Source organism: Flagellimonas algicida (genome assembly GCF_049629585.1).
Lineage (GTDB): Bacteria > Bacteroidota > Bacteroidia > Flavobacteriales > Flavobacteriaceae > Flagellimonas.
The window spans coordinates 1,181,056-1,194,345 of record NZ_JBMYIX010000001.1 but is presented as its reverse complement, the minus strand read 5'-3'; the positions used below and the strand labels follow the sequence as shown (position 1 = coordinate 1,194,345).

Below are 13,290 nucleotides of genomic sequence, written 5' to 3'. Positions count from 1 at the left end.
AAAGCAGACGATTTATCGAATTTAACCAATATTAACAATGACTATTTGTGCGTGTTGTTTGCGTGACATAGTTTTGTTCCCCAAATGAAAAAGGCACTAGCGCAATATTTGGTTCCCTTATGTATGCTTCTCTTGGGAGGATTCATGAACCATACCTATGCAGATGCGCAAGACACTTCGGAAAGTGCCTGTATCATTGACCATCAACACATCGATAATTCTACCGTTGCCATTCCTCTAAATGGGGTGGAGAAGAATCTTTTTGTGGAGATCACCGATGTGGAGGAACAGGAAGAACGTGATGAGAATACTACTTCTTCTAGTGTAGATGTACGGTTGGGCAGTTATTTGACTGCCTTTTTTAATGGCTCGCTCTCTGAGCAGACCTTTGGTCAACTTGAGACCAATCCAAGACATTTGGAACCTAATTTCACTACCGCAACCCAAAAGCGGCATATTAGGTTTCAAGTATTCCGAATTTAGAATTTTCCGCTTTTAGCTGGTCTCGTGGAATATGAGGCCGCTTTCCATCCTTTGAAATAATTTCAACACAATGGGGTAGGTCCATGGTAAACTGGATTTGGACTTCCCTTCAATCAATTAAACCAATTTTTTAAACCTGTAAACATTATGAGGAGAATTTCCATCTTCATTGGCATGTTTGTATTGCTGTTCCATGCAAGCTGCGAGTCCAAAAAACATGAAAAAAAGGACGAAACCAAGTATCTGGTCAGCAGTCCCATACGTATGGACACATCCATCACCAAAGACTACGTTTGTCAAATTCATTCCATTCGCCATATTGAATTGAGGGCACTTGAAAAAGGATACCTCCAACATATCTATGTGGATGAAGGGCAGCACGTAAAGAAAGGACAGCAGATGTTCCACATCATGCCCAACGTTTATCAAGCAGACCTTCAAAAGGCCAAGGCGGAAGCAGAAGTGGCCAAAATTGAATATCAGAACACCAAATTGTTGGCCGACAGCAATGTGGTGTCCGAAAATGAACTGGCCATGGCCAAAGCGGAATATGACAAAGCCAAAGCCGAGGTGACCTTGGCGGAAACCCATTTGGGATTTACAGATATCCGTGCCCCATTTGATGGGATCATGGACCACCTTGAAGCAAGGGAGGGTAGCCTTCTGGACGAAGGCGAACTGCTGACCACACTTTCCGATAACAGTAAAATGTGGGTCTATTTCAATGTTCCTGAGGCCGAATATTTGGATTATATCACCAGCGCCAACAAGGATAACAAACAAGCGGTGGACCTTTTGATGGCCAACAACAAGAAATTTAATCAATCCGGTATCGTGGAAACCATAGAAGGGGAATTTAACCACGAAACGGGAAACATCGCCTTTAGGGCCACTTTTCCCAATCCCGATGGGATACTTCGCCACGGGGAGACCGGTAGCATCTTAATGAAAGTTCCCTTGCAGAATGCCATGCTCATTCCCCAAAAGGCCACTTTTGAGGTATTGGACAAAAAGTACGTTTTTGTTTTGGACAAAGAGGACAAAGTGCAGCAACGAGAGATTACCGTGGGTGCCGAGTTGCCCCACCTTTTTGTGGTGGAAAGCGGAATTTCTGAAAATGACAAAGTCTTGTTGGAAGGCATACGAATGGTTCGGAGCGGGGAGAAAATCCATTACGGGTTTGAAAAACCGGAGGAAATCCTTTCCAAGCTAGACCTGTACACTGAGTAGTAGAACCCAAAATCTTTCAATAAGATGTTCAAAAAATTTATTCATAGGCCCGTTTTGGCCATAGTGATCTCCGTGATCATTGTGTTTACGGGGCTACTAGCCATAAAACAATTGCCCATATCGCAGTTTCCCCAGATTGCACCAACTACGGTAAATATCTTTATTGCCTATCCGGGGTCAAGTGCGGATGTGTTGGTGAAATCGACCTTGATTCCTTTGGAAACCTCCATCAATGGGGTACAGGGAATGCGGTACATAGCTTCCGATGCTACGAGTGCGGGGGAGGGTACCCTGCGTGTGATCTTTGAACCGGGCACCGACCCCAACCAAGCTGTGGTACGGGTAAAGACCCGGGTAGACCAGGTAATGCCCCTCTTGCCCGAGTTGGTACAACGTGAAGGAGTCATCATCACCCCGGTACAGCCCAGTATGCTGATGTATGTGAACCTGTACAGTGATGGCAAGGACAACGATGAGAAGTTCCTCTATAACTATGCCTACACCAAGATGATTCCAGAGATCCAACGGATCAACGGGATTGCCAGTGCGCAGATTTTGGGGAGCCGTAAATATGCCATGCGGGTTTGGTTGAAGCCAGACCGTATGCGGGCGTATAATATTTCAGCAGAGGAAGTTCTCGAAGCCATGGAAGACCAAAGTATTTTGGCACGTCCCGGGCGTTTGGGAAGAAGTTCCGGTAAAAAGGCCCAGTCCTTGGAATATGTTTTGGTGTACCAAGACCGGTACAGCGAACCTGAGCAGTACGAAGATATCATCATTAAGGCCAATGAAGAAGGAGAGTTGCTCAAGTTGGGTGATGTGGCCAATGTGGAACTGGGGAGTGAATTCTTCGATATCTATTCCAACTTGGATGGAAAGCCTTCAGCGTCCATTGTATTGAAACAAACCTTTGGAAGTAACGGTAGCGATGTGATCAAATCCGTTAAGGAAAAGCTGGATGAACTCGAAGCTGAAATGCCTCCGGGCATCGATTACAAGATCAGCTACGACGTATCCAACTTTTTGGATGCATCCATTGACCAAGTGCTCCATACGCTTCGGGATGCCTTTATCCTGGTGGCCATTGTGGTGTTTCTCTTCTTGGGGGATTGGCGATCCACATTGATACCGATCATTGCGGTACCTGTTTCCCTTATCGGTGCTTTCTTTGTGATGCAGCTTTTTGGTCTGTCCATCAACCTGATCACTCTGTTCGCACTGGTATTGGCCATTGGTATTGTGGTGGACAACGCCATTGTGGTGGTGGAGGCGGTGCACGTGAAAATGCACGAGGAAAACCTCACTCCCTATAAAGCTTCCTACGAAGTGTTGGGCGAAATTGGAGGCGCTATTATCGCCATTACCTTGGTAATGACCTCGGTATTTATCCCAATTTCCTTTATGACCGGACCGGTAGGGGTATTCTATCGGCAGTTTTCCATTACCATGGCAGGTTCCATTGTTATTTCAGCCATTGTGGCCTTGACACTGACCCCGGTACTCTGCGCCATGATGTTGAAAAATACCCATGGACAGCCCAGAAGAAAATCACCCGTAAACCGATTCATCGATTGGTTCAATGGAAAGTTTGAGAAACTCACGGGAAAATATGTAGGCTTTTTGACCAAGATCGTAAACCGAAGAGTGGTCACTTTTGGGGCCTTATTGGCGTTCTGTGCCGGTATTTTCCTTACCAATCAGGTATTGCCCGCAGGATTTATCCCCAATGAGGATCAAGGGATGATCTACGCTATTATCCAAACGCCTCCTGGGGCAACTTTGGAGCGTACCAATGAGGTGGCGCGTAAGCTTATGAAAATCTGTGAAGAGACCGAAGGAGTGGAATCCGTATCCTCTTTGGCCGGATATGAGATCATGACCGAAGGTCGGGGTTCCAATGCTGGTACCTGTCTCATCAACCTTAAACCATGGTCGCAACGAGAACATTCCGTACACGAGATCATGGAAGAGCTGGAAGAAGAAACCAAAGACCTAGGGGCGGTTATAGAATACTTTGAGCCCCCCGCCGTCCCAGGCTTTGGTTCCTCCGGCGGATTCTCCATGCGATTGTTGGACAAGACCAATGGTACGGATTACCATGAGTTTGAGCGTATCAACAATGCATTTATGGAATCCCTTCGGGAGCGCAAGGAGTTGACAGGTTTGTTTACCTTCTTTGCGGCCAACTATCCCCAGTACGAGTTGAAGATCAATAACAAAGTGGCCATGCAAAAGGGTGTTTCCATTGGTAAGGCGATGGAAAACCTTAATATTCTGATCGGGAGTACCTATGAGCAAGGCTTTATCCGTTTTGGACGTTTCTTCAAGGTGTATACCCAAGCGGCGCCGGAGTATCGTGGCATGCCTTCGGATTTGGAGAAATTCTATGTCAAGAATGAAGAAGGGGAGATGGTTCCTTACTCGGCTTTTATGACCATGGAGAAAAAGCTGGGTCCCAACGAGATTACCCGATACAACCTGTACAATTCTGCGGCCATTCGCGGATTACCGGCAGCGGGGTATACCAGTGGGGATGCCATCAAGGCCATCCAGGAAGTGGCGGAGCAGACCCTGCCCCGAGGGTACGATATTGCTTGGGAAGGTCTCTCCTATGATGAGGCACAGCGCGGTAATGAATCCATCTACATTTTTATTGTGGTATTGATATTCGTGTATTTGGTTTTGGCTGCACAGTATGAAAGTTTCCTATTGCCACTGGCAGTAATTCTATCGCTGCCTGTTGGGGTGTTTGGTTCATTCTTCTTGCTCAAGGTCATGGGGCTGTCCAATGACGTGTATGCCCAGATCGGGATGATCATGCTGGTGGGACTGTTGGGTAAAAATGCGGTATTGATTGTGGAATTTGCTGTGCAGAAGCACCGTCAGGGAGCTACCATACTTGCTGCGGCGATTGAAGGTTCCAAACAGCGATTCCGACCCATTTTGATGACTTCTTTTGCCTTTATCGCAGGTTTGATTCCGTTGGTGGTGGCCACTGGGGCTGGTGCCATTGGAAACCGGACCATTGGTGGTTCCGCATTGGGTGGAATGCTCATTGGAACCTTGTTCGGCGTATTGTTGATTCCAGGACTGTACTACCTTTTTGCCAAAATGGCTGAAGGCAAGAGTCTTATCAAGGACGAACACCATGAGCCTATTTCTGAAGAATTGTTCAGGACCAGTGAGGGAGAGAGCAAGATTAGAACAAGACTTCGTGAAATCAACAAGCTGTTGAAAAAAATGGCCACAAGAAATGGTAACAACAAGAAAAATGGAGACAATGATACGGAATAGGAAATTATACGGGGTCGCTGTGCTGGCAGCAGCGGCCTTTTACGCCTGTGTGCCCACTCGTGAAATCCGGGACGAAAACAGGACAGTGCCCGAGCAATATCAAAGCCAATCGACCGATACCGTGAATACAGGAGCGGTACAATGGAAGGAGTTTTTCAAGGACCCCAACCTGGTGGCCTTAATCGATTCGGCCTTGGTGAACAACCAAGAGTTGAACATCATTTTCCAACAGGTGGATATGGCCAAGAACGGAATTCAGGCCAAAAAAGGGGAGTATTTGCCCTTTGTGAACCTTTTGGCAGGAGCCGAAGTGGAAAAAGTGGGCGAATATACCCGAAATGGCGCCGTGGAGAAAAACCTTGAGGTCAAGGAAGGGGAGGAGTTCCCTGAACCGTTGACGGATTATAAGGTTGGGGCCTTTGCCACTTGGGAACTGGATGTGTGGAAGAAGCTTCGCAATGAGAAAAAGGCGGCTGTTTTTGAATACCTGTCCAGTGTGGAGGGCAAGAATTTTATGGTAACCCAGTTGGTTTCGGAAATTGCCGATTCATATTATGAGCTGATGGCGTTGGACAATGCATTGGCCATTATTCAGCAGAATCTCGAAATTCAGCAGAATGCCCTAAAAATGGTTAAGCTCCAAAAGCAGGCGGCAAGGGCCACCGAGTTGGGAGTCCGTCGTTTTCAGGCAGAGGTGTTGAAAAACCAAAGCCATAAATACGAGATTCAGCAAGAGATCGTGGAAACGGAGAACAAGCTCAATTTCTTGTTGGGACGTACCCCGCAACACATTCAAAGGGAGTCCGACAACTTTATCGATACCACTATTGATAGCATTTATGCCGGGATTCCATCACAATTGTTGCAGAATAGGCCTGATGTACGTCGGGCGGAGTTTGAGTTGGCAGCTGCCAAGTTGGACACCAAAGCTGCCAAGGCCAATTTTTATCCCCAGTTTACCATAAAGGCAGGCTTGGGATTGCAGGCGTTCAATACCAAATATCTTACCACCACCCCAGAATCCGTGTTGTATTCGGTCATGGGTGATATGGTAGCTCCCTTGATCAACCGAAATGCCATCAAAGCGGAGTATAAAAACGCCACGGACCGACAGTTGCAAGCGGTTTTTGAATACGAAAAGGCTATTTTGAATGCCTATATCGAAGTGGCCAATCAGTTGTCCAACATCGACAATCTGAAAAAGAGCTATGAATTAAAAGACGGTCAAGTACAGGCCCTCACGGAATCCATTGAGTTGTCCACACGCCTTTTCCAATCCGCACGGGTGGAATATATAGAGGTATTGTTGGCGCAGCGCGAAGCCTTGGAGTCCAAGATGGAGCTGGTAGAGACCAAAAAGGACCAGATGCTGGCCCAGGTGCATATGTATCGTGCCTTGGGCGGAGGCTGGAATTAAAAACCCCAAATCAATAGTTGTTGTGCCTACGTAATGCGCTATTGGTTTCTCAAAATGAACCCCCATTTACATTTGTAAATGGGGGTTTTAATATTCCTTAATTTTAATACTAAAACACTTTTATATATTGAGATACTTAGCTTATTTCAATGGAATTATATTTAAAGGGTACTTTTTTATCCTTGAATAAAATATTTCCGCACTTACAATATTTATTTGTGGGTCTATGGAGATTCTGTTGTGTACTGACTATATTTTCTTCTAGACATTGAGAACATTTTAAAGTGAAATATACTCTAGCCCAACTAGACTTGAAATTTGATTCTATATTATACTTTAAATCGATAAAAGGGTGGTAATCAAATTCAATTAAATAATTGATTTTTATGCTATTTGTATCCTTTATGACTTCCCTTAGAACTATGCTGCCAGGGAAACCTCTACACTTACTTTTGGGTGTGCAGACCCCTTTTTGGTTTATACCTTTAAATAGGATTGTTCTACGGTTTCTTTGACAATTAATACATGGTAAAGATATTTCCAACTCATCAGCAACTCTAACGAAGCTGTTAGGGCTTATCTTTAGATCGCAGTTTAAGCTATATTGAACCTTTTTCAAATTATAGAACCTGTTAATTAAACGAACAAAAAAGATTATTCTTTATCCTTATACTTCTCAAACCAAGCCAACACACTGGCTATTTTAGCGATCAAGTTACTAGGCTTGTTGGCTATTCCGTGTGAAGCTCCAGGAATTCGCACCATCGCAGTTTCCACATTCTGTAATTTCAAAGCGGCATAAAACTGCTCGGATTCCGCAATCGGGGTTCGGTAATCCTCTTCACCCGTCATGAGCATGGTTGGTGTGGTTACATTGCCCACATAGGTGAGGGGAGAACGTCTCATATAGTTTTCAGGATCTTCCCACGGTTTTTTTCCGAACCAATATTTGGAGAAGAACTGTACGCCATCGGCATAAAGGACAAAACTATACCAATTGATAACCGGTTTGGCCACTACGGCCGCCTTAAAACGGTCTGTTTTACCCACGATCCAAGCTGTGAGTACCCCGCCGCCACTACCTCCGGTGACAAAAAGGTTGTCTTGGTCCACAAAACCTTTGGCCAACAAAGCATCCACGCCAGACATGAGGTCGTCATAATCATGGTTGGGATAGTCATGATGGATAAGGTTGCCAAATTCCTCCCCATAGCTGGTACTTCCCCTAGGGTTGGTATAGAGCACCACATAACCAGCCGCTGCATAGGCTTGGATTTCCGCAGAATACACAAAACCGTAGCTGGTGAAGGGACCTCCATGGATTTCCAGGATCATAGGATATTTTTTGGAAGGGTCAAAATTGGGAGGCGTTACCACCCAGCCCTGTATTTTGCGTTGGTCATAGGAGGACTCCCACCACATCTCTTCCACCTTGCCCAAATTTTTGAACGAAAAGAGATCATCATTGAGCGCGGTCAAGCGTTTGCTGTTCCCTTTGGCATCCACAACCGCCAAATCTGAAGGATGGTCCGTTGTACCCAAGGTATAGGCGAATTTGTTGTTGGAAGAACCGGAAAAGCTGGCTGCATTGTAAGGTCTGCCCAAGGACAATCCTCCGAGACCTTCCACTATATCGGTCACCTTTCCGGATAGGGTCATAGAGGCCAGTTTCCCCAATCCCTTATCGGTGTAGGCAACATAGAGCCCATCTCCCTTGCTGTTCCAGACCATATCTTCCACATCCCTGTCAAAGTTCCCGGAAATTAATTGGGCATTGCTTCCATCCGCATTCATTACATAGAGATCGGTCAATTGGTAGCCTTGAAGACGGTCATCAAAACCCAAATAAGCAATTTTGGAACCGTCAGGGGAAAGCACGGGATTGCCATCAGGACCATTACGGTCGGTGAGGGCTTTGGTTTCACCGATGCCTACACTGATTTGGTAAATTTCGCTATCCAAGGCCTCAAACTCTTCATCCTTGTGAAAATTGGCACTGAAATAGAGATGTGTATCATTCTTGGACCAAATAGGACCTCCGTGGTCAAAATCGGTAAAAGTGAGCTGCTTGGGCGTTCCCCCGGAAATGGGTAGGGTGAACAATTGCATGTTTCCACCTTTTATATATCCTTGGCCATCCCCGCGATAGTTCATTTGGTCAATGTATTTGGGTGGGTCGTTCCATTTGGCGCCTTCGGGTTTGGCTGGCATCTTAATAATGGATTTATTTTCCTTGGGCACAAACATGTTGAAGGCCACATACCGGTCGTTGTGCGACCAAGAAACCTGCCCCGGAGCTTGTGGCGTATTGGTCAAGGCCATGGTTTCCTTGGTGTCCAACCACATGAGGTAGAGCTTCATCTTTTCATCGGCCATATTGGATTTGAAGACGATTTTTGTGCCGTCATGGGACCATTTGGGCGCAAAATCATTATGGTTTCCCGTGGTCAACGGACGGTTGTTGGAACCATCGAAATTCACGATCCAAAGATTGGATAGGTTTCTGTCGGTCATGACGTCCTTAAAATTCCGTACATAGATAATTTTGGAGCCATCAGGGGAAATCTGCGGGTCCGAAACGTACTCCATGTTGAAGATATCCAACAATTCCAAGTTGGACTGTACTTGGGTATATCCCAAAGGGATATAAGCGACCAAGAGAATGAAAGTGCTGAGCAGTTTTTTCATGGTATTGCGATTAGTTGATTAGTGTTTTGGGCGCTGGCCCAAAGCTTGATTTTATTTTTGAATGCTTTTATCCTGATTGACTTCCAACGTTGGGATTCTCACGATTTCAAATGTTGAGGATGCCAAGGTCACTTTACCGCCAGTCGCTAAAATCCTTCTGCCAATCTCTTCATTGAGAAGATGTTTGGTCATCCGCCGTTTTTTGTAGTCCACAATGTATCTCAAATTGAACTGAATCCAGTTATCGGTCATGGTGATGGCCAGCGTGGGATCTACTTGGGCATCTTCAATGTAGTATTTGTTAACGACATCTTTCCAGCCTGCAATGGAATTTTTCACATATTCCGATAATTTTTCCTGGGCTACGGAAATTACAATTTGTTTGGCCAATTCCATATCCGAGCCATATCGAATCGGAAGGTCGAACTCATCCCAAACAAAGGGGAAATCGAGGGAGTAATTATAAACGGGACCCTTAAACACAAAGGCATTGCTGATTTTGACAATCCGTCCACTGTAATTATCGCTGGACACCCATTCCCCGATTTCCATCATGGTGGTGTAAATGCTGTCTATATCGATGACATCTCCCTTTATGCCGTTCAATTCGATTCTGTCGCCCGGTTTGTAGACCCGTACAAAAAAGATATAGAAGGAACCGGCAATGCTCAGGATCAATTCTTGCAGGGTGATGGTGATGCCCGCCGTGAGCAACCCAATGGCAAGACCAAAATCATTGATGTTTCCCGTAAAATAGGAAATGGTGATTAGGATGATCAGAAAATATCCGATGACCTCTATGGCCTTTTGGGCTTTGTATTTCAGGGAATTGTCAGGAAGGTTTTTCTTGACCAATTGTCGTACCCATTTGACAAGCAGAAAAACCAAAACGACCCAAACCAAATACTTGATAATGGCAGTTGATACCGGATGGTCGGTAAGCCATTGTTGAATGTTTGATATGAGGTCCATAGGTTATTTAGATGTCATACGTTATGGGAGCTATTCCTCCCATTCGGTATGGAAAATTCCTTCTCGGTCTACCCGCTCATAAGTGTGGGAACCAAAATAATCGCGCTGCGCCTGAATGAGGTTCAGCGGTAAACGACTGCTGGTATAGGCATCAAAGTAGGTAAGGGCATTGGACAACCCGGGTAGGGGAATACCATTGGCCGCACCATAGGCCACCAGTTCACGGGCTGCATCAACCGTTCCCTGCACTTTTTTCACAAAAGAAGGGGAGAGCAATAGGTTTTGCAAGTCTTTATCCGCTCGATAGGCTTCGGTAATATCTGCCAAAAGGGCGGCTCTGATGATGCATCCAGCACGCCATATTTTGGCAATTTCCCCCAGTTCCAGTTCGTAACCGTACTCTTTGGAGGCATCTGCCAATTGGTGCATGCCTTGGGCATAAGTAATGATAAAGGCAAAATACAACGCCTGTTCCGCTTTGGAGGTAAAGTCGTTTTTGTCAACACCTTTAGGTGTTGGGTGGTTGTACAGTGCATCCGCTTTGACCCGTTCGTCCTTTAGAGCTGAGATTTCCCGCATGCTCACCGCCACATCAATGGTGGGGATGGGAATGCCCAAGTCCATGGCATTTTGGGAAGTCCATTTTCCGGTTCCCTTTTGTTTGGCCTTGTCCAAAATCATATCCACGAGGTCACCATCTCCCAAATCATCCTTTTGCTCGAAGATTTCTGAGGTGATTTCCACCAAAAAGGACTGTAATCGCCCTTGGTTCCATTCAGAATAGGTTTTGTGGAGTTCCGCATTGGAAAGTCCCCCCGCTTTTTTGAGCAAGTCGTAAATTTCTGACGTAAGCTGCATCAACCCATATTCAATACCGTTGTGCACCATTTTTACATAGTTTCCGGCCGACTTAGGCCCCAAATACGCTACACAGGGTTCACCTTTATACTTGGCAGAAACCGCTTCAAAAATGGGTTTTACATGTTGGTAGGCCTCGCGGGAACCCCCTGGCATGATGCTGGGACCTTTTCTGGCCCCCTTGGCACCACCGGAAACCCCGGCCCCAAAAAAGTTGATGCCTTTTTCCTTTAAATAGGCCTCGCGTCGGTCCGTATCCGTAAAAAAAGAATTCCCACCATCAATGATGATATCGCCTTGGTCCAAATGGGGCAATAAGCTCTCAATAACTATGTCCACTACCTTTCCGGCAGGGACCAAGAGCATGATTTTTCTAGGGGTGGTAAGGGCTTGTACAAAGGTTTTTACCTCAGTAGTAGCGTTCACTTTTGAGGTATCGCCACCTTCTTGGATCAGTGCATTCACTTTTTCGGTATCCAAATCGTTCCCGAAGGCGGTAAAGCCATTATCGGCCACATTCAAGATAAAATTGCGTCCCATTACTCCCAGGCCTACTAGGCCAAAATCATACGTATCTGTCATTGTGCTTCGTTTTCAGCTTCTTATGTTAAGACAATTTAAAGTAAGCTATTTGTTGAAATCAGAACCTAAAATAAACCTTATATTCGTTATGCTCAAATATAAAAGGACTTCATTGGATGACGTGTGCGATCATCCGAAGAAATTACTCAGCCAATATCAACTATCGTATGAAAAAGACCGAAAACCAAATGCTCGTGATTTTTGGGGCATCTGGCGATTTGACCGCAAGAAAATTGATTCCAGGCCTCTTTAATCTCTATTTGGCCAAGCAGCTCCCGCCCAATTTTGTGGTATTGGGAGCCAGTAGAAGTGACCTTACGGATGAGGCATTTCGGGATAGGGTGGTGTATAAAAGCCCCTATCTGAAGGAGAAATTACAAAAGCTGGGTGAAAGTGAGGTGAAAGGCTTCGCCGATAAGCTTTTTTATATGGATTTGGGGAAGGATTACGATACGGATTATGCGCCGCTTCGCAAACGGGTTGAAAGCCTGAAGGCCGATCATGATACCTCTGGGAATATCATGTATTACCTTTCCACTCCTCCTACATTGTATGAGACTATTGCCCAAAATTTGTCCGAAGCGGGCATGAATACCCAAAACAACGGCTGGAAGCGTTTGATCGTGGAAAAGCCTTTTGGATATAGTCTGGAAACCGCAAGGCAGCTCAATAAAGGACTTCACAAATATTTTACGGAACCCCAGATATACCGGATAGACCATTATCTGGGAAAGGAAACGGTACAGAACCTATTGGTGACCCGTTTTTCCAACAGCATTTTTGAGCCATTGTGGAACCGAAACTATATCGACCATGTGGAGATTACCAATGCCGAAAGCGTGGGAGTGGAGAAAAGAGGAGGGTATTATGACAAATCCGGGGCGCTACGCGATATGTTCCAGAACCATTTGTTGCAGATTGTATCCTTGGTGGTGATGGAGCCACCCATTGGGGACCAACCTGAGGAAATTCGTAACGAGAAAGTGAAAGCGCTGAAATCACTTCGTATCATGAAGGATGAGCAAACTTTGTTCGACAATACGATCCGTGCGCAATATGTAGCTTCCGAAATCAACGGGGAAAAGGTGAAGGGATATCGAGAAGAGGAGGGGGTAGACCCCAATTCCACTACCGAAACCTATGCGGCCATTAAGTTTTATGCGGACAACTGGCGCTGGCACGGGGTGCCGTTTTATGTGCGTACCGCAAAGCGGATGCCTACCAAGGTCACCGAGGTCGTGATCCACTTTAAGGCACCGCACCACCAGATTTTCAAGGATTCGGGTATGCAAAGCAAGGACAATAAACTGATTATCCGAATACAACCGGATGAAGGTATTTTGATCAAATTTGGGGTTAAGGTCCCGGGACAGGGTTTCAAGGTGGAGCGTGCCAATTTGGATTTTTATTACTCCAGTTTAGCTGAAACCTATGTCATGGAAGCTTATGAACGACTTTTATTGGATGCCATGCAGGGAGATGCCACACTTTATGCCCGTGCTGATGAGGTGGAAGCCGCTTGGGAATTTGTGGACCCAATTCTGGATTATTGGAAGAATGGCAAGGATGTGCGCATGTACGGATATGCTGCGGGGGTATGGGGTCCTGAAAATGCCGATAACCTTATGAATGGTTTTGGTTTTTGGCGGAACCCAGGGGAAAATCTCGCCGATGACCCCGGATATTGTGTGATTTGCTAATAACAATGAACAATGAACAATGAACAATGAACAATGAGCAATTGTCAGTTCGAGCGCAGTCGAGAA

General features: G+C 45.7%; 8 protein-coding genes. 5 read left to right on the top strand and 3 right to left on the bottom strand.

Annotation, left to right across the window (positions count from 1 at the left end):
• Positions 1-84: 84 nt before the first annotated feature.
• The 4 genes from ACPD8L_RS05375 to ACPD8L_RS05360 all read left to right on the top strand — a co-directional run bounded on the left by ACPD8L_RS05375 (position 85) and on the right by ACPD8L_RS05360 (position 6,424).
• A complete protein-coding gene (locus ACPD8L_RS05375; RefSeq protein WP_293301175.1) occupies positions 85-483 on the top strand; it encodes a hypothetical protein in 399 nt (132 codons plus the stop codon).
• A gap of 147 nt (positions 484-630) precedes the next feature.
• Positions 631-1,713 (top strand): efflux RND transporter periplasmic adaptor subunit, encoded by a 1,083-nt coding sequence (locus tag ACPD8L_RS05370; RefSeq protein ID WP_423942392.1) that lies wholly within the window; start codon positions 631-633, stop codon positions 1,711-1,713.
• A gap of 24 nt (positions 1,714-1,737) precedes the next feature.
• Entirely contained in the window at positions 1,738-5,007 is a 3,270-nt protein-coding gene (locus ACPD8L_RS05365; protein ID WP_423942391.1) for an efflux RND transporter permease subunit, read from the top strand.
• Positions 4,994-6,424 (top strand): TolC family protein, encoded by a 1,431-nt coding sequence (locus ACPD8L_RS05360; protein ID WP_423942389.1) that lies wholly within the window; start codon positions 4,994-4,996, stop codon positions 6,422-6,424. Before ACPD8L_RS05365 ends, ACPD8L_RS05360 begins: the two co-directional genes overlap by 14 nt.
• Before the next feature lie 654 nt (positions 6,425-7,078).
• Here ACPD8L_RS05360 and ACPD8L_RS05355 read toward each other — a convergent pair.
• The 3 genes from ACPD8L_RS05355 to gndA are packed head-to-tail and all read right to left on the bottom strand — an operon-like array spanning position 7,079 to position 11,524.
• Complete coding sequence (locus ACPD8L_RS05355) at positions 7,079-9,112, bottom strand: S9 family peptidase (RefSeq protein WP_423942387.1); 2,034 nt, start codon at positions 9,110-9,112, stop codon at positions 7,079-7,081.
• Between the two features lie 51 nt (positions 9,113-9,163).
• Positions 9,164-10,084, bottom strand: coding sequence for a mechanosensitive ion channel family protein (locus ACPD8L_RS05350; protein WP_423942385.1), 921 nt, complete (start codon positions 10,082-10,084; stop codon positions 9,164-9,166).
• 30 nt (positions 10,085-10,114) lie between these two features.
• Positions 10,115-11,524 (bottom strand): NADP-dependent phosphogluconate dehydrogenase, encoded by a 1,410-nt coding sequence (gndA, locus tag ACPD8L_RS05345; protein WP_423942383.1) that lies wholly within the window; start codon positions 11,522-11,524, stop codon positions 10,115-10,117.
• Between the two features lie 167 nt (positions 11,525-11,691).
• Between gndA and zwf the strand changes: the two genes are divergently transcribed.
• Complete coding sequence (zwf, locus tag ACPD8L_RS05340) at positions 11,692-13,224, top strand: glucose-6-phosphate dehydrogenase (protein ID WP_423942381.1); 1,533 nt, start codon at positions 11,692-11,694, stop codon at positions 13,222-13,224.
• The last annotated feature ends 66 nt before the right edge of the window (positions 13,225-13,290 follow it).